Annotated in this window: 28 protein-coding genes, 1 pseudogene and 1 riboswitch; of the genes and pseudogenes, 8 read left to right on the top strand and 21 right to left on the bottom strand. The window is 39.5% G+C overall.

The features are described from left to right. Nucleotides 1–156: 156 nt before the first annotated feature. Nucleotides 157–729, bottom strand: a complete 573-nt coding sequence (locus ACIQXR_RS02705; protein WP_402868892.1) for a beta-class carbonic anhydrase — start codon at nt 727–729, stop codon at nt 157–159. Nucleotides 730–1,232: 503 nt separating this feature from the next. Beyond that, nucleotides 1,233–1,553 (bottom strand): DUF4870 domain-containing protein, encoded by a 321-nt coding sequence (locus ACIQXR_RS02700; protein WP_402868896.1) that lies wholly within the window; start codon nt 1,551–1,553, stop codon nt 1,233–1,235. Between the two features lie 199 nt (nt 1,554–1,752). On the opposite strand from ACIQXR_RS02700, the gene ACIQXR_RS02695 reads away from it, so the two are divergent. From ACIQXR_RS02695 to ACIQXR_RS02680, 4 genes are all read left to right on the top strand, one after another. Continuing rightward, nucleotides 1,753–2,535 (top strand): undecaprenyl-diphosphate phosphatase, encoded by a 783-nt coding sequence (locus tag ACIQXR_RS02695; protein WP_402868899.1) that lies wholly within the window; start codon nt 1,753–1,755, stop codon nt 2,533–2,535. Between the two features lie 356 nt (nt 2,536–2,891). Next, entirely contained in the window at nt 2,892–3,446 is a 555-nt protein-coding gene (locus ACIQXR_RS02690) for a GNAT family N-acetyltransferase (RefSeq protein ID WP_402868901.1), read from the top strand. A gap of 255 nt (nt 3,447–3,701) precedes the next feature. Next, nucleotides 3,702–4,094 carry a CidA/LrgA family protein gene (locus ACIQXR_RS02685; protein ID WP_402868903.1) on the top strand — a complete coding sequence of 131 codons (393 nt, stop codon included), beginning with the start codon at nt 3,702–3,704 and terminating at the stop codon, nt 4,092–4,094. Continuing rightward, on the top strand, nt 4,069–4,752 hold the full coding sequence (locus tag ACIQXR_RS02680; protein ID WP_402868905.1) for an LrgB family protein: 684 nt from the start codon (nt 4,069–4,071) through the stop codon (nt 4,750–4,752). Before ACIQXR_RS02685 ends, ACIQXR_RS02680 begins: the two co-directional genes overlap by 26 nt. Before the next feature lie 72 nt (nt 4,753–4,824). Here the strand turns inward: ACIQXR_RS02680 and ACIQXR_RS02675 are convergent, their stop codons facing one another. From ACIQXR_RS02675 to ACIQXR_RS02655, 5 genes are all read right to left on the bottom strand, one after another. Next, on the bottom strand, nt 4,825–6,003 hold the full coding sequence (locus ACIQXR_RS02675; RefSeq protein ID WP_402868907.1) for a Ger(x)C family spore germination protein: 1,179 nt from the start codon (nt 6,001–6,003) through the stop codon (nt 4,825–4,827). A gap of 3 nt (nt 6,004–6,006) precedes the next feature. Next, nucleotides 6,007–7,479: a spore germination protein gene (locus ACIQXR_RS02670; RefSeq protein WP_403079432.1), complete on the bottom strand. Its 1,473-nt coding sequence runs from the start codon at nt 7,477–7,479 to the stop codon at nt 6,007–6,009. Next, entirely contained in the window at nt 7,454–8,563 is a 1,110-nt protein-coding gene (locus ACIQXR_RS02665) for an endospore germination permease (protein WP_403079430.1), read from the bottom strand. The genes ACIQXR_RS02670 and ACIQXR_RS02665 overlap by 26 nt, the downstream gene beginning before the upstream one ends. Before the next feature lie 173 nt (nt 8,564–8,736). Then, nucleotides 8,737–8,886 (bottom strand): YflJ family protein, encoded by a 150-nt coding sequence (locus ACIQXR_RS02660; RefSeq protein ID WP_402868911.1) that lies wholly within the window; start codon nt 8,884–8,886, stop codon nt 8,737–8,739. Between the two features lie 54 nt (nt 8,887–8,940). Further along, complete coding sequence (locus ACIQXR_RS02655) at nt 8,941–10,029, bottom strand: undecaprenyldiphospho-muramoylpentapeptide beta-N-acetylglucosaminyltransferase (protein WP_403079428.1); 1,089 nt, start codon at nt 10,027–10,029, stop codon at nt 8,941–8,943. Nucleotides 10,030–10,218: 189 nt separating this feature from the next. Between ACIQXR_RS02655 and ACIQXR_RS02650 the strand changes: the two genes are divergently transcribed. Next, nucleotides 10,219–11,331 carry a mechanosensitive ion channel family protein gene (locus ACIQXR_RS02650; protein WP_402868914.1) on the top strand — a complete coding sequence of 371 codons (1,113 nt, stop codon included), beginning with the start codon at nt 10,219–10,221 and terminating at the stop codon, nt 11,329–11,331. Between the two features lie 127 nt (nt 11,332–11,458). Next, nucleotides 11,459–12,814 carry an MATE family efflux transporter gene (locus ACIQXR_RS02645; protein ID WP_402868915.1) on the top strand — a complete coding sequence of 452 codons (1,356 nt, stop codon included), beginning with the start codon at nt 11,459–11,461 and terminating at the stop codon, nt 12,812–12,814. Nucleotides 12,815–12,870: 56 nt separating this feature from the next. Here the strand turns inward: ACIQXR_RS02645 and ACIQXR_RS02640 are convergent, their stop codons facing one another. Next, complete coding sequence (locus ACIQXR_RS02640) at nt 12,871–13,644, bottom strand: SDR family oxidoreductase (RefSeq protein ID WP_402868917.1); 774 nt, start codon at nt 13,642–13,644, stop codon at nt 12,871–12,873. 227 nt (nt 13,645–13,871) lie between these two features. Here ACIQXR_RS02640 and ACIQXR_RS02635 point away from each other — a divergent pair, with 227 nt between their 5' ends. Beyond that, nucleotides 13,872–14,273: an Hsp20/alpha crystallin family protein gene (locus tag ACIQXR_RS02635; RefSeq protein WP_402868918.1), complete on the top strand. Its 402-nt coding sequence runs from the start codon at nt 13,872–13,874 to the stop codon at nt 14,271–14,273. A gap of 97 nt (nt 14,274–14,370) precedes the next feature. Here the strand turns inward: ACIQXR_RS02635 and ACIQXR_RS02630 are convergent, their stop codons facing one another. The 6 genes from ACIQXR_RS02630 to ACIQXR_RS02605 all read right to left on the bottom strand — a co-directional run bounded on the left by ACIQXR_RS02630 (nt 14,371) and on the right by ACIQXR_RS02605 (nt 19,592). Beyond that, on the bottom strand, nt 14,371–15,216 hold the full coding sequence (locus tag ACIQXR_RS02630; RefSeq protein ID WP_402868920.1) for a CAP domain-containing protein: 846 nt from the start codon (nt 15,214–15,216) through the stop codon (nt 14,371–14,373). 463 nt (nt 15,217–15,679) lie between these two features. Next, on the bottom strand, nt 15,680–16,123 hold the full coding sequence (locus ACIQXR_RS02625; RefSeq protein WP_402868922.1) for a FixH family protein: 444 nt from the start codon (nt 16,121–16,123) through the stop codon (nt 15,680–15,682). Nucleotides 16,124–16,141: 18 nt separating this feature from the next. Beyond that, nucleotides 16,142–17,554, bottom strand: a complete 1,413-nt coding sequence (locus tag ACIQXR_RS02620; RefSeq protein WP_402868924.1) for a sensor histidine kinase — start codon at nt 17,552–17,554, stop codon at nt 16,142–16,144. Then, nucleotides 17,544–18,236: a response regulator transcription factor gene (locus tag ACIQXR_RS02615; RefSeq protein WP_402956871.1), complete on the bottom strand. Its 693-nt coding sequence runs from the start codon at nt 18,234–18,236 to the stop codon at nt 17,544–17,546. The genes ACIQXR_RS02620 and ACIQXR_RS02615 overlap by 11 nt, the downstream gene beginning before the upstream one ends. A gap of 5 nt (nt 18,237–18,241) precedes the next feature. Continuing rightward, a complete protein-coding gene (locus ACIQXR_RS02610; RefSeq protein ID WP_403079426.1) occupies nt 18,242–19,204 on the bottom strand; it encodes a YncE family protein in 963 nt (320 codons plus the stop codon). Between the two features lie 103 nt (nt 19,205–19,307). Beyond that, on the bottom strand, nt 19,308–19,592 hold the full coding sequence (locus tag ACIQXR_RS02605; RefSeq protein WP_403079425.1) for a hypothetical protein: 285 nt from the start codon (nt 19,590–19,592) through the stop codon (nt 19,308–19,310). 102 nt (nt 19,593–19,694) lie between these two features. On the opposite strand from ACIQXR_RS02605, the gene ACIQXR_RS02600 reads away from it, so the two are divergent. Next, nucleotides 19,695–19,937 carry a DNA alkylation repair protein gene (locus ACIQXR_RS02600; RefSeq protein ID WP_402868932.1) on the top strand — a complete coding sequence of 81 codons (243 nt, stop codon included), beginning with the start codon at nt 19,695–19,697 and terminating at the stop codon, nt 19,935–19,937. Nucleotides 19,938–19,994: 57 nt separating this feature from the next. Here the strand turns inward: ACIQXR_RS02600 and ACIQXR_RS02595 are convergent. The 7 genes and pseudogenes from ACIQXR_RS02595 to ACIQXR_RS02565 all read right to left on the bottom strand — a co-directional run. Then, nucleotides 19,995–20,141, bottom strand: a pseudogene (locus tag ACIQXR_RS02595) (DUF2188 domain-containing protein); the annotation flags it as partial. Between the two features lie 62 nt (nt 20,142–20,203). Continuing rightward, nucleotides 20,204–21,130, bottom strand: a complete 927-nt coding sequence (locus ACIQXR_RS02590) for a CobW family GTP-binding protein (RefSeq protein WP_402868934.1) — start codon at nt 21,128–21,130, stop codon at nt 20,204–20,206. A 127-nt stretch (nt 21,131–21,257) separates the two neighbouring features. After that, complete coding sequence (locus ACIQXR_RS02585) at nt 21,258–21,791, bottom strand: cupin domain-containing protein (RefSeq protein WP_402868936.1); 534 nt, start codon at nt 21,789–21,791, stop codon at nt 21,258–21,260. Nucleotides 21,792–21,812: 21 nt separating this feature from the next. After that, nucleotides 21,813–22,439 (bottom strand): methylthioribulose 1-phosphate dehydratase, encoded by a 627-nt coding sequence (locus tag ACIQXR_RS02580; protein ID WP_402956865.1) that lies wholly within the window; start codon nt 22,437–22,439, stop codon nt 21,813–21,815. 2 nt (nt 22,440–22,441) lie between these two features. Next, complete coding sequence (locus tag ACIQXR_RS02575; RefSeq protein ID WP_402868939.1) at nt 22,442–23,098, bottom strand: 2-hydroxy-3-keto-5-methylthiopentenyl-1-phosphate phosphatase; 657 nt, start codon at nt 23,096–23,098, stop codon at nt 22,442–22,444. A gap of 2 nt (nt 23,099–23,100) precedes the next feature. Continuing rightward, nucleotides 23,101–24,333 (bottom strand): 2,3-diketo-5-methylthiopentyl-1-phosphate enolase, encoded by a 1,233-nt coding sequence (gene mtnW, locus ACIQXR_RS02570; RefSeq protein WP_402956863.1) that lies wholly within the window; start codon nt 24,331–24,333, stop codon nt 23,101–23,103. A 156-nt stretch (nt 24,334–24,489) separates the two neighbouring features. Continuing rightward, a riboswitch (SAM riboswitch) is annotated at nt 24,490–24,647 on the bottom strand. A gap of 115 nt (nt 24,648–24,762) precedes the next feature. Continuing rightward, on the bottom strand, nt 24,763–25,947 hold the full coding sequence (locus ACIQXR_RS02565) for a pyridoxal phosphate-dependent aminotransferase (RefSeq protein WP_402868943.1): 1,185 nt from the start codon (nt 25,945–25,947) through the stop codon (nt 24,763–24,765). Between the last annotated feature and the right edge of the window lie 90 nt (nt 25,948–26,037).

Here is a 26,037-nt window from a genome sequence, read left to right as displayed (position 1 = left end):
AGTATCCTTACTATGTTGTCCCTCGCCCACCCGCTTGTATAAGTGACAAACTGCACTTCGTGATTTTAACAAATATTCATTTAAAAATAAATAGAAACTCTTAAAAATGAAAAAGCTGATGGTATGATTCCATCAGCTTTTGGTACATTGTTTTTATTATTTTTCTATGTGGTCATAACCGTTAACGACCAGTTCCAATTTGCCTTTATCCGGAGAAATGATAAGTCCATGGACAGGAACATTCTTTGGAATCAGAGGATGGCTTTTAATAACCTCTACACTATTTTTTAAACTTTCATAAACGTCATCAAATCCACGAAGCCAACTCTTGATATCGATGCCTGAAGCTCCGATTGTATCGATTGTTTCCTTTTGAATGCCACGTTCTACCATTTTTTCTACCGTAACATCAGCATTGACAGAAGCCATGCCGCAATCATGATGAGGGATGACAAACACTTCATCCGCCTTCAATTCATATATAGCAATCAAGATACTACGCATGACGCTACCAAACGGATGAGAAACAATCGCTCCGGCCGTTTTCAATATTTTCACATCACCATTTTTGACATTCATTGATTTTGGTAACAGCTCAACAAGGCGAGTGTCCATACAACTGACGATAACCATTTTCTTTTCAGGGAATTTGTCTGTTTTGTACTTAACATATTCCTCTTTTTCAACAAATTGCTCATTATAATCTAGAATTTCATTAAGTAAACTCATACCTTCACCCTTTTTCTATGTATTCTATTATGTATTACTATTTGATTATATCAAATCTTTAGACTATTAGCCAAAAAAATTGCCTAATGCTAACCTGATGCTAAAAGGAACGATGATGATGTACGGCTACACAAACCCCAGCATACGCAAAGGGAAACTAAGAAGAGGTGCATTTGACTTGAATATCGTTTCCCAATCCTTCGACAGCACCATACTTGATAGCCACCTTCTTTCCGGTGCCACTCATAATTTCAAAAGAATAAGAACCCTGCTGAAGTTTGTATGGATATCCATTCATTCTTGTCATAATTATAAATCATTCTATTGATCTTCACGAGGGGCTTTGTACCGTTTTCTTCATAATAACCAATGAGTTCGCCTCTTCGGTTCATGGCCGATACTTTATTGATAACCCCTCCTTTTTATTATACTCGGCTAGTAAATGACCCTTGTTCCATCATAAAAAAAGGGATCCGCCTAAGCAGAATCCCCCGATGTAAAACTTATAAAATCCTAAATATGAAGGGAATGCGATAGTCGACCCCTTCATAAGCTCTGACTGCAGCTATAATTGTAAATACAACTAAAGCTATACCTATGACCGGTAATAGTACTGCACCAATCAATATGATTACAAGTAGACCAGCGACGATGGAATATACAGTATAAGAGATAAAGAAGTTCAAATATTCCCTTCCGTGATAATCTACAAATTGGGATGAATCCTTCTTAACTAACCATATGACTAAAGGACCGACAAAAGCGGTAAAAAAGCTAATTACATATATTAGGGCAGCAAACACTCTTTCATCTTTAGTGGGCATGTGTTCTGTTCCTCCTTTCTTATATGAAATAATACGATTCAAAAAGCAATTAGTTTCATTTCTTACATGTTTTTTTAAAAAAAGTAAGTCTTTTTTCCCCCATCTTAAAACGTTAACGGATAAAAAACCGAATAAGTTGGCCCTTCCCACGCATACAGATTAAATAGTGGATTGTCCACGTAAGAATGGAGGGATATATTTGCTAAATGAATTCCAGGCCTTCATCCTTGGAATCATCCAGGGCTTAACTGAGTTTTTACCGATTTCAAGTACAGGCCATTTATATCTGGGGAGGCACATTTTCCATCTTGACGAAGCTGGCATCTTTCTAGATACTATGCTACACATTGGAACTTTACTTGCTTTATTGGTCGTTTACAAAGATGAAATCATATTCTTATTGAAAAATCCATTCTCAAAATTGACGCTTCTTCTGGTAATAGGAACGCTTCCGGCTGTTATTGCCGGTCTCCTTTTAAGTGATTGGTTTGACAGCCTTTCAAAAACAGGGTTGACGATTGGTTGGGAATTCCTCGTAACCGGAATGATTCTATGGTGGGCCGATGGAGTCAATAAAGGGAATAAGAAACTAGATGATATCTCCATAAAAGATTCCTTTATCATCGGTACCTTTCAGGCGGCTGCAATCATGCCTGCCTTATCACGTTCCGGATTGACCATCGCAGCTGGTCTTTTTTGCAGGCTTGACCGGGCAACAGCCGCCTATTTTTCTTTTTTACTTTCCATCCCTGCCATTGCCGGAGGAATCGTCTTTCAGATGAAACCCATTTTCACGGGAGAGGTTGAAAGGATCCCTTTCATGGCTCTTTTGATTGGGACCCTCGCTGCCGCAATCTTTGGATATATAGCCGTAGTCTGGATGATTGATTTCTTAAAGAAACGATCTTTGAAGATGTTTTCCATGTACGTCTGGGCACTCGGTACGATAATTTTATTCATGCAATTCACTGGACGATTTTAACAAAATAAAAAAGCAACTTTTCTTAGTGAAATGCTGACAATCGGGCTCAAAATCAAGTTGAATACCAACCAAAACCTTCCCAATTTCCACCTTCAAAAAAAAGTTGGAAATTGACGAAAAAAAAAGGCAAAAAACCTATTCCCAAACCGTTTATTTTTTAGTATTATACCTTCGTAAGGTTCTTTAGATTTAAATACTTTCTGAAAATAAAAATAGGGAAGGCAAATGGTGCGCCACCGGTTTCCGGTTCTAGTGGGTTCGATTCCCACCCCGAAATTTTTTGATGAACGACTTAAAAAATTTCGAGGGTGGGCAGCGGCTACGCATAAGGACTGCCCTCAAACGGAGGGACGGAAATGTTAAAAAAGAGAGATTTTGCAGATTGTTTTTCTCTTTATGAACACATGACTCATCCAGATGTCTTCCCTTTCGTGCGCCATAAAGTAGATTCATATGAAGAATATGTATTCATTACTAAGCAAACGATTGAGGCTGAAGAAAAAGGTGAGCTCATTTCACGAACAATCTTAGATGAATGGGAAAATCCCGTTGGTTGTATTTCTTTATACGATATTGAAAACGGAGCTGGGTTCCTAGGTACATGGCTTGGAAAACCTTTTCATGGTAAAGGGTATAATGCCGTTGCCAAAGACGCCTTCTTCAAGGAATTATTTTTTGAGCTCGGCATGGAAACGGTTTTTATGAGGATTCGCAAAATAAATATCCGTTCCATTAAAGCAGCCGAAAAGCTTCCTTATGCGATCAAGGCAAATGAAACCAGAAAAGCTCTCTATGATCAAATAAATCAAGAGGAAGACATTTATGATTTATTTGAAATTCCCAAGGATTTATACACCTTGCATATCCTAAGACAGGATAATGATGAAGACCAGCAATTACTTGAAGCTTAATCTTAATAAAGGCATGCCAACTCTTTCTTATGAAAGAAAAGGTACCCTATCATTTATATACAGAAAACGGAAGCGTCCCGGATTTGGGACGTTTTTTTATGTTTATTTACATTTCCCCCTCTTTTAGCCATATGGAGTACAATTTTTCTGGGCCGAATAAGCATATACCCTATTAATTTACTCAATCTTTTTCTATAATAAATACAATTGACCAATTACTAAATACATTCAAATAGTCATGGAAAGGATCTAATTATGAAAAAAATCATTCTTTTTATCATCCAGCTTTTCCTGTTGGTTATTATTTGTGAACTAGGGATTTATTTATCCAATTTCTTCAGTTTGCCCATTCCAGGAAGCGTAATTGGCATGCTTATATTATTCATTTTATTACAAACTAAAATTTTAAAAGTGGAGTGGGTTGATATTACATCAACCTTTTTAGTCAAACATCTGGCCTTTTTCTTCATTCCGATTTCTGTAAGCTTAATGACCATGGGTTGGCTCTTTCTAAAATACGGACTTCCCTTAGCCCTAACACTGTTAATCAGTTTGATTATCGGATTCATCGTATCATCCCTGGTCGTCCAAAAGTTCTCCCGTAGAGAAGAGGTTAAACAGCGTGACAACATTCATCACACTTTATAGTATAATGATTACGATCATAGCCTATGCTATCGGTAGGAAAATATACAGTACACATCCTTCACCTTTTACGACGCCTGTTTTTTTTGGAACAGTCACTATTATTCTCGCGTTGCTAATAAGTGGGTTGGATTTCAATGACTATACCCCAGGCAAAGACATCATCACGTATTTCTTAGGACCGGCTACTGTTGCGTTGGCCGTTCCTCTTTATAAAAATAGAGCCATAATCGCAAAATATGCGATACCAGCAATCAGCGGTATGGTTCTGGGTCTTGCCGTGACATTAACCCTTGCCTTAACCATCGCCAAAGCCTTAACACTTCCGCTTTATATCCTTCAGGGATTGGCGGTTAAGTCCATTACAGTTCCTATTGCCGTGGAAATCACCAAAATTTATGGCGGAAACCCTAATATTTCTGCAGCTTTCGTCATTTTAACCGGTGTTTTAGGCACGATGATCGCACCTAAATTGATGGATAAACTGAACGTCACGATGCCTTTCGCCCGTGGCATTGCTTATGGCACAATTGCACACGGACTTGGGACTGCCCAAGCAACACAGGAAAGTGAATTTACAGGAGCGGTCGCAGGTGCGGCAATGGCCCTTTCCGGCATCATCATTTCATGCTTATTTCCACTAATTAATCATTTTCTCTAGTATGATAAAAAATCCACATCGTCATTTGCCGATGTGGATTTTTTATGAAAAGATTCTGACTGAGGACCTAGCCTATTTCCCATCATTCCCAGGCAATTTTGAACTTTTAAACGGATGGTAATCAAGTGTACCAGCGTTGGTCAGGTTAACTGTTATGTTAATTTGGTCAATTGAATTTCCCTTCAAATAATCATTTGGTTCCTTAAAGCCTTTAGCTTGCCAAAATTTCAATTCTTTACGGTATAGAGTTCTCCCCAGACCCAGTGGATCTCCATTCCGTTTTAAGCCTATTTTATATGTCTTTTCAATTTCTTTTCTTATATAGTCTTGAACTACATTTTCAAAGTTCTTTAAAGGTTCTGTATTTGACATTTCCAAGATACTCCCATTAATATGTATATCCAGGTTGTATTTAGCTTCATTATCTTTAATGAACGGTTTGATTTTCACTTTAGGGTGGGATAATGAGATGTAATTTGTGCCGTCACCTTTTTTAAATTCAAGTGGTGTTCTATTCGTATCTTCCGTTACCCAGCGCAATCCTTTTAAATCATCAATGGAATACCAATTTAACGATTTTTTATAATACAGGACAAAAGCTCCGTCAATCATGAAAGTCCTGCGCTTTTTCTTGTCCTCGGTCCAATCCTTTTCACTAAAAGAAATCGTCGGAAGGATCGTAGTTATCGAAACGTCCCTGTAAGTGGAAATAAAGGTTCTCAATGAAATCGGTTTAATATAGGAAATGTTTTCATAAACCGCTTTTGGAAAATGCAGCTCTGAATATAAAGGCGTTAAATTGAAAAAACCTTTAATAGCAAACAATTCCTTCAATGGCTTGTTCGTCGCAAAAATATTACTTGAATACCGAATCAAATTATATCTGAAAGCGGCATCAATTATATCATTTATATTGTGCTTTAACGCCCTATCCGTCAACACAAAGGTAGAAACTTGACCAAGGTATAATCGTTGTTGTGCCGACTGATACAAATGGTTTATTGCCTCCGCAATGGATTTCCCTGAATGTTTCCCGACATACACTTTTCCCGGTTCTGTACTCTTGTTTTCTTGCTTGGCCACACCAGATAAGTCAACCAACTGTACATATACCTCATACTTGCCATCAAGATAATCCACTCCTAAAGTAGTCACGTAATGGATGTCCTGAATATCCTTATAATCCCAACATCCCGTTAAAAGTGTAAAGGCCGATAAGATGAGAAAAAGCTTCGACAATCGTCGTGTCACTGTTTACTCCCCCTTTTCCGTTTGGTCTAGAGCGCCTTTAGTTCTTTTCTTAACATTCCATGGGATTTTTATAAAAGCATCTGAAACTTTCGAAAGACTTGGAGGTGAAAGTTCATTCATATAAGGTACTCCAAACGACTCGAGAGAGGAAACCCAAAAAGTAACGAATATAAATCCAATAAGTAAACCATAAATACCTAGTATAGAACTAAGTATTAAGATTAATAAACGGATGATTGATACGACCCCTGTCAAAGATTGATTAACCAAGGTATAGGAAGCCACTGACGTGACTGCAGCGATGACAAGCATTGTTGGAGATGTCAATCCGGCACGAATGGCTGCATCACCGACGATCAAACCACCAACGACTGCAACAGTCTGGCCAACTGCTTGAGGTAACCGTACTCCCGATTCACGGAACAACTCGAATAACCCTAGCATGAGAAACATTTCAAGCGCAACAGAGACAGGTAGTCCCAATCTGGAGATACTGACTGTTGCAAGTAAAGGAAAAGGCAATTGTTCTATGTTATACGCTGATAATGCCACCCAAAAACCTGGAAGCAATATAGAACACACCAATCCAAAGACTCGTAGAAGCCTTTCTAAAGAAACGAATATGAAAGGAAGGCTTGAATCTTCGGCCGCTTTAATCTGAAGCAATAATGTGGTCGGTGCTATGATGACGGTGGGTGAACCATTCATAAGTACAATGAACCTGCCTTGGTTTAATGATCCGACGCAAAAATCGGGTCTACTCGTATAATGAGTCAGTGGGAACAGCCTGAAATTTGCCTTTGAGATCAACTCCTCAAGCTGTTGATTACTAATCAATACATCAATATCAATTTCATTCAGTCTTTTCCTTACCAGCTTAACAAGTTCAGGATTTATTATGTTCTCTATATACATTAGGGCGACTTTTGTTTGGGTGCTCTTCCCAATTGTAAACTCTTCATAGGATAGCGAAGCTGTTCGCATCCTTTTACGTATGAGAGCCACATTCGTTGCAAGATCTTCCACAAACCCATCCCGTGGGCCCCGAAGAGAAATTTCAAATGATGATTCCTCCGGACTCCTGTTTGGAATGTCTGGTAAAGGTAATGCAAAAAGCTGCTGTGTTACTTGGAAAAAAATAAGGATTTCCCCGCTGAATACCCGTCTACTTATGTCCTCTTTATCAATCGGACTGCAAGAAAGCTCTGTCAAAGTCAAAGAAGGATGAAATGGAGGCTCGAGCTTTTCATAATCATCCTTTTGCTCCAGCATAACGTGAATGTATTGCAATACATTATTATTCAATTCAATTGTATCTACCATTCCGGGGTAATAAAATAAGAGGATGTTCGCTTTTTTATTCTGTTCACTTTCCATTACCCTAAATAAAATATCCGAACTATTCCTGAAAAGTTCTCGAAAAACTTCTTCCGTATAATAGTATGGTTTATCATGGGCGCTTTTGAATCGTTTCATCAGGAACCACCTTTCGTTTAGGTTTCATCTTGGCTGCCACTGTAAATAAAAGAATAAGAATAATGAGCAAAAAGAAAGTACCCAGAAAATAATAGTTCTTTAAGAATGTATAAAAATGAATATCGCTTAAGGGAATTACATTGATAATAATCATCATTATTGCCAGGACTATCAGGATCCCTTTCTTCATATTCGCTGTTTTTACTCTTAATAAATCCGGAAGTAAAAACATCGCCATTGATACCCGAATAAAGGCGCCAGCAATCCATTGATATATGGAAAAAAAGTCTGTATGGGCAATGTACTTCCCGATAGTCAACAAGCGCCATTGTTCATAAGCCGGATATCGCATTTCGCTAGAAAGAATTGGGCCGAACTCAATAATGGCACCGGTAAGCGGGCCAAGGATTAATACCGTGATGATGCCCATCATCCCCAATACCGTTTTCAGTTTAATGGCCTCTCCATTTGAAAGATGATGCTGAAATAATATAACGATAATCAACTCCAGATATCCATTTGCAATGTAGTACATTGATTTAATCCCAAAAAAATAACCCTGCTCAAATAGTGGAAAGAGAAAATCATAGTTTTTTTCGGGTATATTACCAGTAGCTACAAAGATACCTAAAACAATCACAATGGGTAATAAAATCGCTGAATTAATGGCAATGGTCTTAAGGTTAGAATACGCAAGCACGGCACATATACACGTAAAAGGTATAATAATGGCGATTGAAGGTGTTTCTGGCAAGGACGTGGTACGGACCCAGTCAACCATATCTTTAGCCGTCGTCAAGATGATCGTGATCAAATATACTGAAAGCACAAAACATATTACCTTTGTAAACCGTTTTCCCATTCGATTTGCCAACCAGGGAAAAAGATGCTCCGTTTTTTTCTTCTTTAAAATCCAATACAGTAGGAACGCCCAACCAATAGATAAGACACCTGTGAGAACAGCAAATATCCAAGCATCTCTTCCTGCCACATCCAATACCAAAGGAATGATCATAACGTGGTTCAGAAGTCCGACCGAAAGGATGACTATCGGTAGTGAAGAATTAAAATTAATCTTTTTCATATTTAAACTCCATAAGGGAAAAGTTTTATCCATAACTATAAAGCATTCATTGTTTTGGAATAATAAATAGCATTTGCAGTGTAATAGGAATATATCCAAAAAGATATAAGGTCTATTTTTAAAAGACAAGAAAAACATAAAGGAGCCGCAACGTAGAATACGTTGCGGCTCCTTTATGTTTTTTCTTTTTTAGTGAGTTCATATAAACGTCTTAACTCATAGGTTTTATACAATTCTAACTTTCTTCGTTCAATAGGATGATAACTGATTCCTGCAGTTTTTAACTGCTGAATGAACCATCCTTTCGAGTATTGGTGAGCCATCCTTCCCCCTCCTCTTTTCGAAAAAAGATATGCTTGAGGAAGGGAAATAATAACCTACTTTTTACTTTTCATTACATTCGTCAACAATTCATACATTTCCGCCGCAGTTTTGAACGGACGCTTTTGACGCATTTTCGTTTGGTATGCGTCGGAATTATTGACTAGATCAAGAAGTGCCTGGTTAAAGACTTGATCTGATAATTCCTCTTCCTGAATCACCTTACAGAAGCCTTGCTTTTCAAAGCTTGCAGCATTTAAAATCTGATCCCCACGGGATGCGGCCGCACTAAGCGGAATAAGTAGCATTGGCTTTTGTAGGCCGAGGAATTCAAAAATTGAATTCGAACCTGCTCTTGATACAACAACATCAGCACACGCTAGCAAATCGAATAGTTCTTCATGTACGTATTCAAATGGGGCATACCCTCTTTGCTTAAGTTCCGACTTGACATTATCTTTTCCGCAAATATGAATAATTTGATAATCCTTTAATAATTGATCCAAGTTATCCGTTATCAAGTTATTTATTTTAACCGCTCCAAGGCTGCCGCCCATGACCAATAATACGGGCCTGCTATTCGTGAAACCACAAATGGTCTTGCCTTTTGAAGGTTTACCTGTGAATATCCCATCACGTAGTACCGCCCCAAGGTACATGGCCTTATCTTTTGGCAAGTCCTTTTCCGTCTCTTCAAATGTCGTGAATATTTTAGAAGCAAGCGGCATGGCAATTTTATTGGCTAGCCCTGGTGTATAGTCAGATTCATGAATCGCTATGGGGATTTTCAACATCCTTGCTGCCAATACGACCGGAACCGAAACAAATCCACCTTTTGAGAAAATGAAGTCAGGCTTAGTTCGTTTTAAAATCTTTCTTGCGTCAAAAATCCCCTTTATTACACGGAAAGGATCTTTTGCATTTTCTACAGAAAGGTACCGCCGGAATTTACCAACTGAAATCGTTTCATATCGAATTTCAGGAAATTCCTTTTCAATGATATCTTTTTCAATCCCTTTTTTAGAACCGATATAAGTAACATCCCACTCATGTTTTAAAAATTCCGGGATGATTGCTGCATTAACTGACACATGACCGGCTGAACCTCCACCGGTAAACACTACTTTCTTAGTCAAAATTTCCACCTTCCAAACTTAAAAAATCACTTTCCATCCATAGTACCACATTTCAAGGGTATATTTACTCGAAAATGCAAACAATGATATAGAATAACGTAATAAATGCAATGAGCGATTATTTTTTCATTTTCACTCTGAATATATTATAATCTTAGTATTCTACAATTCTACAGAATACATTGGAGGAACATTACATTGCAAGAAGTTTCTGAATCTCTTAATCAATTTGAAGGAATTGATGCATGGACACAACTAGGAATTTCTATCATTATTTTCCTTCTGGTCCTTTTGTTAAGGAAAGCATTCACTACTTATATTTTCAAATTTTTCCTTAAAATCGCAAAAAAAAGAAAAATTGAATTTGCCGCCAACCTAATGCTAGCCATTGAGCAACCAGTAAGATGGCTCATCGTTTTGATAGGGATCATCATTTCGATGCACTACTTTCCAATTGACATCCCATCAGAAATTATGAGGTCGAAGATATACCGTTCGGTCTTTGTCTTCTTGTTCTTTTGGACGATTTTCAATATCAGCTCGATTTTAACCATCTTGTTCCCTAAGTTAGTTAGTAAATTCGGACTTGAAGTCGATCAAATCGTGATGCCGTTCTTAACGAAAATCATTAAATTGATTATCTTGGCACTGGGAGCATCCATCATTGCGGAAGAATGGGGATTTAACGTCAATGGATTTGTTGCAGGTCTTGGACTAGGAGGTCTAGCCTTTGCCCTTGCTGCAAAGGATACTGTCAGTAACTTCTTCGGTGGAATCGTTATCGTTACCGAAAAACCTTTTACTATCGGCGACTGGATTAAAACACCAAGTGTCGAAGGGACGATTGAGGACATTACGTTTCGTAGTACGAAGGTTCGTACATTTGCGCAGGCTCTCGTTACGGTTCCGAATGCCACCCTTTCGAATGAACCAATCATCAACTGGTCGAAGATGGGCAAAAGGCAGATTGCTTTTCATTTAGGCGTGAATGTCACAACGCCAAAGGACAAGTTGGAAAATGTCATTAAGAGAGTTGAAAAAATGCTTACTGACCATCCGGAAGTCCATCCCGAAACCATACTGGTGAAATTTGATGAGTTCAGCCATACGGGTTTCAACATCTATTTGTATTTCTTCTCAAACGAAACCAACTATGGGGAGTATTTAGCCATCAAAGAAGATATCAACTTTAAGATTTTGGATATCCTCGAAGAAGAAGATGTCCAGATTGCCATCCCTTCTCAGGCATTCATCCTACAAACCGATTCGCATACAGCAGACATGAACGATTTTCAATCCATGCATGACTGACAAAAGGGACTGCCTAAATACCGGCAGTCCCTTTTTATATCTTGCCTTAAATAAAATCAAAATGTTCAAGGGATTTTATGATATAATTCTTTCATTGTGAAAAAATTTCATACACCGAGGTACATCGATGAATCAAACTTATAAAAAGTCAGAAAAGATCCGTTTGTTATTTTATATTTTGATACCTATCCTCATCACCCAAATCAGTCTCTATGCCATGACTTTTTTTGATGTGATGATGTCGGGCCAATACAGTACTGAAGATGTTGCCGGCGTCTCGATAGGAAGTTCGCTCTGGACTCCAGTCTATACGGGATTGAGTGGCATTTTGATTGCCTTGACTCCGGTCGTCTCACAGCTAATCGGATCAAGACGTACAAAATTGGTATCCTTTTCAGTGATGCAGGCCATATACTTGGCCATATCCTTAGCCGTCATAGTTTTAGTCGTCGGGTCATTTGTTTTAAACCCTATTTTGAATGCCATGGATTTGGATTCAACTGTCCACCGGGTCGCGCATGACTATCTGGTTGCCCTATCAATCGGGATTGTTCCATTATTCATATACAATGCCTTAAGATCCTTCATTGATGCACTGGGTCAAACAAGAATTTCGATGGTTATTACGTTGATCGCACTTCCGATAAATGTTGTGTTCAATTACCTTCTCATATACGGAAAATTTGGTTTTCCGAAACTTGGAGGGGTCGGTTCTGGTTATGCCACCGCGATTACCTATTGGTTAATCGCTATCATTGCCATCTTAGTCGTGGTGAAAATGAATCCGTTCTCTTCCTATCTCGTTTTCCATGAATTTTTCAGGGTATCTTGGATTGAATGGTGGTCCCTATTAAAGATAGGCGTCCCTATCGGATTGGCCATCTTTTTCGAAACAAGCATTTTCTCAGCCGTTACCCTCTTCATGAGTAAATATGATACGATCACTATTGCTTCACATCAAATTGCGATGAATTTCGCGTCATTGCTTTATATGATGCCGCTTAGTATATCTATGGCCCTAACCATTGTCATTGGATATGAAATTGGTGCTAAACGATATAATGACGCCCGTGAATACAGCAAGATAGGAATAATCATGGCTCTGTCGATGGCCCTCGTCAGTTCAGCTATCCTATTTTTCTTCCGGGAACCTGTAGCTGCTCTCTACACAAAAGATCACGCTGTAGTTGCACTAACTTCCCATTTTTTGATCTATGCCATCTTCTTTCAGATATCCGATGCCCTGCAGGCACCCATTCAGGGAGTATTACGTGGATACAAAGATGTCAATGTCACTTTCGCTATGTCACTTGTCTCCTATTGGGCACTCGGACTGCCTATAGGCTATCTATTTGCTAAGTTTACGGAAATGGGAGCTTTCGGATATTGGGTCGGTTTAATCTCAGGTTTGGCACTAGGAGCAATAGGTCTGGCCGCTCGTTTACGATACATTCAGCATATAAAATTCAATAAAACCGCTTAAAAAGGTGAAAAAAGGATTTATCCTTTCTTCACCTTTTCTTATCTTTATCTATCCTATTACTTCTTATTGATTTTACCTAGAATATCACTTCCGCCTGTGATTGGAATGACGCTTCCGGTAATGAAATCAGATTGATTTTCGCACAAAAAGGTAATGACTCGTGCAACGTCTCCTCCTGTTCCGGGTCTTCCTACCGGGACCAACTCATCCTTCTCCCCCTTGGCCATAAAAATCTCGGCTTCCTTCCATGCACCTACAATATCCCCTGGACAGACCATATTGACCGTGATTCCATTGGTTGCTTCTTCTAATGCCAATGTTCTTGTTAAAGAGGTCAACCCGCTTTTTGCAGCAGCAAAAGCCGAGCGGTAAATCCAGCCGGGTGCCGTCTCACAACGGTCAAAACCGAGCGTGATGATCCTACCCCATCTTCGCTTTCGCATATGAGGGATGATTTCCTTTGTCATAAAGAAAAAACCATTTAGATTACCGTTCATCATGTAATTCCATTCTTCACTGCTATACTCGGTCATGGATTTTCGTTCATGCAAATAAGGTCCTGCATTATGGATGAAGAAATCTATTCTTCCAAAAGTATCCATAACTACTTCCACCAGGCTCTTGCAATCTTTCTCAACTGAAGCATCGCCTTCAATTGCCAATGCTTTTACTGAGTAATTTTCCCTCAATTCTTGTACCAATGCTTTTGCTTCCTTTTGACTTTTCCGATAGGTGATGACTATTGACGCCCCCATACTTGCTAGGGAATAGGCAGTCCTTCTACCGATTCCCTTTGCTCCTCCCGTAATAACAGCTACTTTTTCATCCACAGGCATCCCTCTTTACCAAATGATTTTTATTTTATATTATACATAGGCACGAGTTATTTTCCTAAAAATTAACATATCGGAAAATGAACCCATGGGTTTGAGCCTGCATAAAATAACAAAAATAACCCTGTCACCAGAAATGCAGGAGAAAGGAATTCAATATGTTTCCTTGGAATTCACTTTTTTCTTTCCAGAAAAACTCAAATCAAAAGGACTTCTTAAAGAATATGCAGCAAAGTGATGTACAGACCTTTATTGAAAAGGTATTTACACAAGTCATACCAGAAAATATGCAAGGAATGACGAACCAAGCTAATAATCCTTTCCAAAAGGATAATAAGCCTTCAGAACACCCCTTACATTCAGAAGTTTTCGAAACGCATTCATTTGTCTTCATAAGAATACCCATCGAGGATGAAGCCTGGCTCAAACAAATGAAACTGAAACATACTTCTAATCAATCAATCGTTGAAGGTATACCAGAAGCATCGGATCGACATGTGATTACATTGCCTGCTCTCGTTAAGAAAAAAGGTGCTGCTGCACAATATAAAGACGGTACATTAGAAATCCGTCTGCCTAAAAGCTTTAATTCGCAGTATTCCGAAATCGATGTTTCAGAATTTTAATTCCTCTAGAACGATTACATGCAATCATTTCTGAACTAACGCAAAAAAGAGTGTACCTCAAATTTCAAGGTACACTCTTTTTATTCTATTAAACTTATTATTTACCGATGAATTGTTGAGTCCAGTAGTTACCTGATTCTACATATCCAACACCGATATGAGTAAAGCTTGCATTCATGATATTTTCACGGTGGCCTTGGCTGTTCATCCAAGCTTCAACCACTTCTTCTGGTGTTTGTTGACCTTGTGCGATGTTTTCTCCAGCTGATGTATAGCTAATTCCGAATTGTTTCATCATATCGAATGGAGAACCGTACGTGGGGCTATTATGATCAAAATAATTATTGTCTTTCATATCTTGAGACTTCGCACGGGCTACCTTGCTCAATTCTGTATCAATTTCAAGAGCTGCTAGACCTTGTTTTGCTCGCTCAGCATTTGTTAGTGTAACTACTTCTTGTTCAAAAGCACTTAATTCTGAGCTTGTCTCTTTTTGTTCCTCATTTGTTTTCTCTGTCGTTACTTCTTCTGTTGCCTCAGGTTTTGCTTCTGGCGCTGTTACTTCTTCTGTTGCTTCAGGTTGTGCTTCTGGTGCTGTTACTTCTTCTGTTGCTTCAGGTTGTGCTTCTGGTGCTGTTACTTCTTCTGTTGCTTCAGGTTGTGCTTCTGGTGCTGCTACTTCTTCCGGTGTTTCAGCTTTTGCTTCCGGTGTTAATTGTACTTGCTGTACTAATTGTTGGAATGCGAAGTGTGAAGTTGGCATTGCAATATTATACTTAGCTAAGTATTGTTCAAGTACTTTTTGTATATCTTCCTGATTGATAGATTTATATGTTACTTGTTTCACAGTTTCACAGCTTGCCGCTTCAGTTTGGCTAGCACCCGCTCCTGTAAAAATTATAGCTGCAGCAGCTGCTGCTGATATGAACATTTTCTTTTTCATTTGTATTTCCTCCCATTAATTCGTTGATGTGTCTTGGCTCTGGAAATATCATATCATGCATTTTTTGTAATAAAGGCACCATCAATTTCCAGAGCCCTATCCAACAACAATTGATTGGAAGGAATATTATCCTAGTTTCATAGTCATAGAGAAAAACCTTATTCTATCAATGTTTTGCTTTTTCTTACATATTCATATATTTTCCATGATTTTTTTGTCAATGGAAGATACTTATTACCATTACCATGGAATACTAATAACTTTTAGTTGACAACTTGTATAAACCCTTATTGATATGACTTTTTTTACTTTTATATTACAAATATTTCGTATGAAACACGTTTATAATGTTCCTTTTTCTTTCTTTTTTGAAAAATAATGATAGACTCAATTGAATTTAAAAAAGGTTCGAGTTTTACCGAACCTTTTTTCACTACGAGAAGTTGTGACAAAAAAATCATTTTCAATGATCACTTTCTTCATGATCCATCTCATCCATGTTTTTGGAACCACCATTTTCCTCGGGTGAGCTTGGAGTTCCGATTATGAATTCCTTCTTAGGCATATTGTGCATATCCCTGGCCGTTACATGGGCATATACATAATAAGTTCCTTCTTCATTAAAGGACTTTTCCAATTCATAGATTCCATTTCCTTTATGGGTGGCGGCTATTTTTTCATGATCCTCACTATTTGCCAGCCATATTTCAAAACTCACATCATCTGCATCCTTCACTTCTTCTTCACCATAGGTCACTTTTGCCTTGAATGTTACTGGCTCGTCCCTTTCACCTTTAGTAGGTTCGACCGTTAGATCTACATTCAGCAGTTTTGGAATCTCTTCTTCTTTACCACAACCAGCCAGTATGGCTAAAGCTACACACATTCCAATCATCATTTTTTTCATTGCCATTCCCCTTTTTTATTAATTCCATTCATCTACTATAGTCGGTAGCACTATGCTAACTTTTGTACCTATCTGTTCCTCACTTTCTATAGTAATTTTACCTTTTTGCTGCTCAACCAATTTCTTGACGATGGAAAGCCCCAGCCCCGAGCCCCCATCAAATCGGCTTCGTGCTTTGTTCACTCGATAAAAGCGTTCCATCACATGATGAATATCTGATGCCGGTATTCCTCTTCCAGTATCTCCGATGATTAGCTCACACTCTTCTTTTTGCTGGGTCAATGTTAAGTAGATGGTGCCCCCCGTTTCCGTATATGTAATGGCGTTATCCAGGATATTATGAAGAACTTGTTCTACTCTTCCTTCGTCACCCATAATAATCGGGTCAGGATCTAGTTCAACCTCCAACCGGATTTGCCTTTCTTTCATAATAGGCTCATATTTAACCAACACTTCTTCTATGAATTGGGCAAAGGCAATTGGCGTACTATGAAGACCACTTTGTTCACTGTCCAACTTAGCTAAATTCATTAAATCCCTTAAAAGTTTTTGCAGCCTTTGCGTTTCCCTTGAAATGAGTTGAAGGTATTTTTGTTTTTCTTCTTCATCTTTCACAATGCCATCCTTAATGGCCTGCGTATATCCTAAAACGTAGCTCAATGGTGTTCTAAGCTCATGTGCTACATTTTCGAGGAATTCTTTTTTTCTTTCTTCTTCTAAATAAATGGACTGTGCCATCTCATTGAATGCTTGAGCCAAACTCCCTATTTCGTCTTGGCTCTTGACTTGAAGCTTAATATTATAATCACCATCCGAAACGCGATTGGCAGCGTGTTCCATTTCCTTGATCGGCTTGACCAACTTTTTCAACCATTTTGTCATAAAGAAAATCACAACAATTAAAAATAAAAATGCGGCCCCCAACCATTTTGCTGCAAACTCTCTAAGTAAATCGGTAATCGAATCAACGGGAATATATGTATAGATGATGCCTTCAAGGCGATCTCCATCGTTTAAAGGAATAATTGCCGCTACAATATTCTTATCGAACCTTTTCTCATACCCTTCTTTTTCTACGGCTTGTCCGGCCAATAGGAGTTGCCTTTCTTCTTCTGAAATGAGGGTGTCATAATCGATTTCAAAGGGCAGGCAAGCACTTAATTCCCTTGGGTTGCTGACAACAAAGACTTCACTATCATTTTTACTATTGAACCATTCTACCTTTTCCACGAAATCTTCAGTGATTTCCCCTCCGGAATAGTCCACACCAAGCAAGCTGGCTTCATTAACTAAATCTGTTTTAATTTTTTTTACATATAAGTTTTTGTAATAATATTGTGATAGCGAGTATGCGAATAGAACCGATAGAATAATTGCGGCAATAATCGTTACCCATATTTTAATAGATAGGGACGGTCGCTTATTCCACATGTTTTTCCTCGATTTTATAGCCAATGCCCCATACCGTTTGAATATAGTCGTCAGTCTTCAATTTCATCCTTAACGTTTTGATATGGGTATCTACCGTACGTAAAGAACCCCCATATTCTCCGCCCCAAATGTTCTCGAGGAGCTGCTCGCGGCTCAGCGCTTGATTTTGATGACGGATGAGGAATACGAGCAATTCAAACTCCTTCAATGTCAATATCACTTGCTTCCCCTCTAGAGACACAGTTCTGGAATCAAGGTTGACGTTAATTTCACCCAGCTGAATGCTATTTGTATCTTCTCGTTTCAATGACATTTTCCCTGCTCTGCGTAGTACAGCTCCAACCCTGGCCACCAGTTCACCTGGATTAAAAGGTTTCACCAAATAATCATCGGCGCCTATCCCTAATCCTTTTACCATATCCCATTCCTCACCTTTTGCACTGACAAAAATGATAGGGACTTCAGATTGTGAGCGGATTTTTTCACATATGGAAAAACCGTCCATTTCTGGCATCATGATATCCATTAAGATCAAGTCTACATCATGAACTTCAAGCAGGGATATGGCCATTCTCCCATTATCCGCTTGAAGACATTTATATCCTGAGTTAAGCAAATACATTTCTACCAAGTTACGCATATCTTCTTCATCATCAACGATTAAAATGGTGTAATGATGCATGTTATCTACTCCCTAACCAACATTTGAAATGGACCTTCACCGACTTTTGCCGTTTTCTTGACCTCCATGGTTTCAGTATCCACTATATACACTTCATCACTGTCATACCCTGCCACTATCAAATCCTCCTTGAAGTTTCCCATTTCAAAAGGATTGACACCTACAACAAGGCTCTTGATCACTTCATATTTGTCATTCAATTTATATAAAGAACTTGAACCATGACTCAGAATAAAAATCCCGTCATCATTTTCAATGAATTTTATTGGCATAGTCGCCGCCTTAATCCTTTTCTTCAACTTTCCCGTCTCTGTCGAATAAATATAGAGATTTTCTTCTACCTTTTTTCCCTCACCATGACCGCCTATCCAAATTTCTTCATTTTCCTCCCTTACTAAAGCGCCTGTGGAGGAACTCTTTATCGTAAACTCCCAATCAACTTTTTTTGTTTCAAGATCAATCACCGAACAGATGGTATCCCCAAAGTTAACGACAAACAAATTATGTGATTGCTTCCCTTGAAGTACGGTTAAGGGGCTTTGACCAACCCTGACCCTGTCTTGCTCCTTGCCTTCTTCATCTAAAAAGGAAATGGAATGATTCAATTGGTTGACAGCCACAATCCCCTTGTCTTCTTCTAGCATAAGCATATTGACGATCCCCTTCCCTGAATTCCAGCTGTTTATGTGTTTACCAGCGGATAGGGAAAAGATTTCAATCGTCGACATCTCCTTTCCATACAGAAGGAGCGTATCTTTGTCCGCTAAGAGCAAAGCTCCTGTAAAGGGTTCAGAAATATCCCAACTGGCAAAGCGCTGATAGTTTTCATCCAGGAACGTCAAGCTTGTATCTTTAATGTTGACAGTAGCCAAAAAAGATTTATCCAGGTTTATTTTGGTATACGTTTCATTGCTGTCGCATCCACAAAGCAGGGCAACGGCAAGCAAAAGGGGAATGACCCGCATCATGACTTTGACTCCTCATTCGTTTAAAAGCTATTTTCAAATATTCTAACAATAAAATGTGAAAAAAGTATGAAGCAAAAAAGAAAAATGATGAACAACTCTCGCTTCACTTTGAAGCCAACAGTCGTTCCTGTACCGCATGGTAAGCTGAAATGATTGCTGTCTTTTCTGCATCGGTAAGAGAGGATTCCCTCACCCGATTGACACTTAAATGAAATTTATCATGAATTGGCTTCCTTGCCCGAGGATGGGCATTTTCATCCAAGAGTTCACGTCGGATAAGTTCTGACAGAACTTTTGACGGTTCTTCTTCCCCCTTCAATACCCTCCTGTTATTCCATAGGCTTAGATAAGCCTCCAATATTGTCTCATCATTCATTAACTTTTTCATCCATTTCCCTTCCATCCATTACTAATTTATACATATTAAAAATCATCTTCGTAAAGACTATAAGTATATTTTAACTTTATTACTTCTGAAGGAGTGAGTGAATTGTCTCAAGTATATCGTTGTCCGAATTGCAGGACAAATAAATCCCGTTTCAATCTCATTGAACAGGTTCCCACCCCTGTTAAGAAAGATCCGCAATCCGGTGAGATTGTCGAACAGTACTCAAATGATGCCCTTCAGCCGTTTCACCTAGCCTATAATGGTCCTGAAGTTCGAGTACAGTGCGCAGCATGTGGGCTTATTGAAGATGAGAAAACATTTGCAGCTTTTGGACTGCAGTCATAAAAAAATCAGGCCCATGCTTTAAGGGGCCTGATTTTTTTATTCTTTTCCGACTGCCATTTTTGCTCGATCAATGGCGATTGGAATAGCTTTCCCGTCCTCATATCCTTCATCAAGTAAAGCGTTCGCTATCTCAATGGCTTTTTCACGGACATCTGCATCAAGATTTTTCATTGAATTAGGATAATCGCTTTTGTTCCACGGCATCCATAACCACCTCCTCGATAACTAGTCCTCCTCTTTTCCCGGTTTTGATTGGTGGTAAACGCCTATATCGCCGCTTTCACTTCCAAAGCTTTTAACTCATTGATTATCTTCTCTTTATCCAGTTTTTCGCCGATTATGACGATATTCAAAGGCATTTTAATCATTTCATTCATATACAATGGCATCCCATAAGAATATTGGAATAAGTAAGGATGCTGCGAATGCGTGAAGGAAAGATATCCTTTCATCCTGTATACCGTTTCAGGGAGGGCCCTGAGCCAATCCTCAAAGTCGGTTTGATTAATGGTCCCTGTAAAAGTATGCACGATTGCACTTAAATGAAGATGGCTATGTACTTCGAGCTTTTGATGGTTTTTATGTTGGTTCCTATGCATTTGTTGCAGGGAACCTATAGATACGGCTGCATATTCCGTCAATAAACATACGGCTTCTGGATTCAACCCCTGAATGGAATAGATGAGTTGGGATGCTTCCATTTCACTTACCAAATCCGCTTTATTTAATAAGATGAAATCTGCGTGGTGTATTTGCTCGGACAACAACTGTCTAAGCTGTGGCGAGAGCTGTTCTCGGTCACGCCACCTCAATAAATCGACCACCGTGATAATCCCTTTATACTCTAACTTATTAGCAAAAAATGGTGACATGATTCCATCGAGTACTTCTACTGGATGTGCTGCACCTGTTGTTTCAATATAAACGGCATCTAGATCATTTTCGGTCAACAATTCTTGCAGCTGAATTTCAAGCTTGTCCTGAAGGGTACAACAAATGCAACCATCAAACAATTCCTTTAACGGTACGTCATCGCCAATCAAACCACTATCCACCGATACACTGCCAAGTTCATTTAAAAGCACGGCCACTTTTCTACCCGCTTCACTTTCCTGCTTTAATATATTTCGAAGAAGCGTCGTCTTCCCGCTACCGAGAAAGCCGCCTAATATATATACTTCGGTCGTTTTCATTAGTATCTTCTCCTATAATGTACACGATTTTTATTTCCGTTAAAATTTTATCATACTTTTCCCGCTTAAGCACCCTGCGGGGCCACATAAAAAAACCAGCCCGAAAGCTGGTTTTTTCACACTTTTATTATGCCTGAACTTCATCTTTTTCATATATCGGAACCCAGCCGGCCGCTGTAACGAAAATACGGACCGCGACTGTTCTTCTATCTTCCGCTAGCGTGAAGTAGTGACGAGTCGATTCAGGTACGCTGATCAAATCTCCAGGGTTAAGTCGGACATCGAACCATTTTCCCTCGCTACCCTCGATGGCGAAGATACTCGTTCCCCCAGCGATGAACCGTACCTCGTCATCTTCATGATGGTGTTCCTGCTTGAAGTTCTGCAACAATTGGTCCAAATTGGGATTGGAATCGGATAATGTGATAATATCATGCGCTTTATATCCTCTTCTTTCCGAAATTTCTTTAATCTCTGACTGGAAAGCATCAAGAATCTCTTGTTTATCTTCATCCGTAAGATCATATTTTTCCACCAGATGGGCTGGCAATTTTGAAATATCCCATTGTTCGTAAATTACGCCTTGAGTCTCTAAAAAGCTCTGAACCTCTTCATTTGTTTCAATTACTTCATTTGTTTCTTGGAATCTAATTGTAGCCATTATTTTTCCTCCTTTATATTTTTAGCTGAGCGAACCTGTCAATATCTTTTGCTGGTTAAGTAACAGCTGATATTGAAACAGGAATTCACATGCTTCTAAGATTTTTTTTGCTTCCAACCCGCTTTTTCCCCATACGGTTATACCATGATTTCTGATAAGCACCGCTCCTGAGTCTGCATCGACATAGGGACTGAATGTCTCAGCCAACAACGGAATATCTGCATGGTTATGGATGATGGGTATCTTCAATTCTGCATCTTCCTGCCATCGTCCAGTAGCCTTGATAATTTCATGATGACAAAAAGTCACTTCCCCAACTTCACTATATAACTCGGAAATCACGTTATTTTCTACTGTATGGACATGGAGGACGCAATTGGCATCCGTTTTCCGATAAATCTCTGTATGAAGAAGAGTTTCAGCGGAAGGTCTGAGCTCGGTCATTTCGACTGGTTTTCCTGACAAATCCACCAAAATAAAATCGGAATCTGTCTGCTTGCGTTTATCCTTGCCACTTGCGGTTATATAAAAAGAAGGGCTATTAGCCTCACGGATCGATAAATTTCCACTCGTCCCCATGAACCAATCTCTCTCGGCTAGTTCTCCCTTTATTTGCGCTAGTTCCTGCCACTCTTTTGAAGCTGTCACCCTTACACCTCCTGCATTTTTTTTAGAATATCAATCACATCATGGAAAGTTTCAAACTCTTTATGGGGAATGGCTTCTGTGCGGCACTTTTCAAGGAGCCTGTCACGGGCAATAACAAAATCTGCCTGTTTAGCCGCTTCAAAGTCGGTAACGGAATCTCCAATCACCAATTTATACTGATCCTTTGTAGAAAGCTTTCTCATAATCGTAGGTTTACAGCAACCACACCCATGATTACATTGGTCATCACAAGTATGCGGCCACTCAATCATAATTTCTTCCTGACTGAAGTCGGCATGATTACAGTAGACATTCTCTACAGGTAAGAGGTCATTCAAAAGAGGTTCAACGAAAAAGTCCATTCCACCACTGACAATATAGAGAGGAATATCTGATTTTTTTGTAAATTCCACAAAATCACTGAACCCTTGGCGAATACCCGCTGTCTCCTTCACATATTGAATGATGTCCTCCTTTAAATCGCTATCCAGCAGGGAAAACATTTCCCCTACACCGTGGGAAATGCTGATTTTTTGCTGAAGAACACCATCTTTTAATGCCTCCCAGCCGGGCGGGGCAAACTTCTTCATGATTGAGATGATATTATCCGAGTTGGTGATCGTTCCATCAAAATCACAGAAAATGATCGGTTTGACCATGATTATAGCCCTCCCCATAGGGCCAGTGCTTTTTGAAGTTCCTCATCTTCCTCAGCCGCGATTGACAATGATTTTCCGGAAAGGACAGCTTCTACTGCGGAACGGAAGGCCTTAGCTCCGCCTTTTGCACCATCCGGATGACCATGGACGCCCCCACCAGCATTGATCACACTTTCTATCCCAAAATCCTTGATGAGATCTGGAACCATGCCAGGATGGATACCTGCCGATGGAACCGGGAAAGTCCTTTTCCAAGATGTTTCATTTCTCGTCAATCCTTCAGCAATCGCCAATGTCTCTGCTTTATCGAGTGCCACATTTCCGTATGGAGAGGGAAAGAGGGATAAATCTGCACCTGATATCCTCACCAGTTTTCCAAGGAGAAGCGGATAGCTGAGTCCATAAAATGAAGATGAAGCTAATGCTCCGCTATATGCCGGATGAGCCATGATCGGTAAGTTGATCCGGTCATTTTCGCGTAAAGCCTGTAGAACATCCAATCCATATGTATGAACATTAAATAACAAGGCATCTGCGCCGGCTTCGGCTGCCAGTTCAGCTTTATCCAATAGTTCTAGTGTTTTTCCTGACAGGTTCACAGCATATAAGGTTCGATGTCCCGTTGTCTCATAGATACCTTTCAAAATGGCCTTTCCGGTTTTGACTCTATCGATGAAAGGCGTCTGATCTTGGTCAAAAAGAATCTCATCGTCCTTGACAAGATCGACTCCTCCCAATGCCTGTTGCTCCAATTGTTCATTATGAAAGGCGAGGTCTCGACCTAACACACCTTTAAAAATACTCATCACTAGGGGGCGGTCAAACACATCAATTTTTTCCCTGATCCCACTAATTCCGAATCGAGGACCTGGAAAGGCTTTTTGAATATCGCCGACAAAGTCCAAATCCATCAATTTGATTTCCCCATCCAATGACAATTTACCGAATACTGTCGTCAAGATAGCCGGTAGATCATTAGAAAAATTACCTGCCGGGTAGGCAATCCTGATTGTTGAACGGTACACTTTTTGACCGAAATAGAGATTAACTCGCTCTTCTTCGGGAAGGGGTGTTACGGAAACTACCCTACCTTTATGTTTTTCCAGTTGCTGTTGCACCAAGTGAGGAAGTTCAGTCCATGTCCCTACAGTCAATCCTAAAGCAATGCCTTCTGCTTTTTTCTCATGCTCTCCTTTGAAGTCATGAAGTAAATACGTAGCGATTATTTCGCTCATCTGATCACTCCCAATACGTAAAAGTCATTCTTAAAGTTGTCATTGTTGGTCTTTCCTTTAACAAGCTTCTAACCATCTGCGAACAAAGTTGCACTCCAATTCTCTGTTAAACATGTAAAAGCCCCTTCCTAAAGAAGAGGCTTTGAAAAAGCCATCTTCTTATCTCCCAGCTCTATAGCTGCAAGAATTAGCACCGTGCCTTACGGAATCAATAAAATGATCCGGCGGTATTATCTCCGCCCCATTTCACAATGGTATTACAGTCGGTTGCTGGGCTTCATCGGGCTAGTCCCTCCACCTGCTCAAAATAAGAAAATGCTATTATATTTTCGTTTATGTATCTTAACTAAAAATTTAGAATTCTTTTTTATATTCTTTCACGCAATTCATACTTTGTCAATAGGTATAATGTTCAAACTATTCAATATCTCACTGATTTTCTTTGAATATATTCAATGTACGAATTCTTTCTACCGCTTCTTGGAGTCTGTCTTCTGAAGTGAGAAGTCCCACCCTGACGTATCCTTCACCAAATTCACCGAAACCATTTCCTGGTGCAACTGCTACATGGGCATGTGCCAGTAAATGATCTGCAAAGCTCGCTGAAGTATATCCTTCAGGGACCTTTAGCCAAGCAAAGAAGGAAGCATCTGGAGCCTGGACATCCCATCCAATGGATCGTAACCCTTCGATAAATACATTTCGTCGTCCTTCGTACATGTTCACGAGTTCCTTCACACACTCTTGTGAATCCAGTAAAGCGCATGCCGTGGCTTCTTGTATTGCGGGAAAAAGACTGACGTAAAGATGATCCTGCAATAATTCAAGCGATTCGATGACACTCTGGTTGCCAACCGCAAAGCCAACCCTCCACCCCGCCATGTTATATGTTTTAGAAAGGGTGTAAATTTCTATCCCCACTTCTTTTGATCCTTCTGCTTGAAGGAAGCTTACCGGTTTTTTCCCATCGAACCCAATTGCACCATATGCGAAATCATGAACCACACATATCGAGTGTTCTTTTGCCATGGAAACCGTTTCTTCGAAGAATTCTGCTGACGCCGATGCTCCTGTGGGATTATTGGGATAATTCAAGAACATCATCTTCGCTTTGTCAAAAACCTCTTTATCTATTTCCTTATAATCGGGAAGAAAATCATTTTCTTCGGTCAAGGGCATAATTTCCGTTTTAGCTTGGGCTAACGCTACACCTGACAGGTAATCTGGATAGCCCGGATCAGGCACTAAAATTGTATCGCCTGGATTCAACAAGCATTGCGGTAATTCGACTAGACCAGCCTTTCCACCGAAAAGAATCGCCACTTCCGTTTTAGGATCTAGCTTGACGCCATATTCACGTTCATAAAAGAGGGCCGCAGCTTCTTTTAAATAGGGAAGCCCCCTAAAAGGAGAATATTTATGATTCATGGAATTTCCTGCTGCTGTCTGCAGGCTCTTCACGATATGTTCAGGAGTCGGTTGGTCTGGATTTCCCTGCCCAAGATTAATGACATCCTTGCCTTCTGATGTTATGTTATTAACTTTTTCGACTAAAGAAGCAAAAAACTGCTTTGGAAGCTCTTGAAGAAGTCTGGATTTTTCGAATTGCACCATCTTTGCACCTTCTCTGAAATTTCTTGAAATTATAGTCACAAATGATATATGTTTATCTTAATCTTGTAAAGTACTTTTTTACATATGGAG

Source organism: Peribacillus sp. NPDC097224 (assembly GCF_044761985.1).
Lineage (GTDB): Bacteria > Bacillota > Bacilli > Bacillales > DSM-1321 > Peribacillus.
The sequence above is the reverse complement of the archived record's forward strand: the minus strand, read 5'-3'. Positions and strand labels throughout refer to the sequence as shown.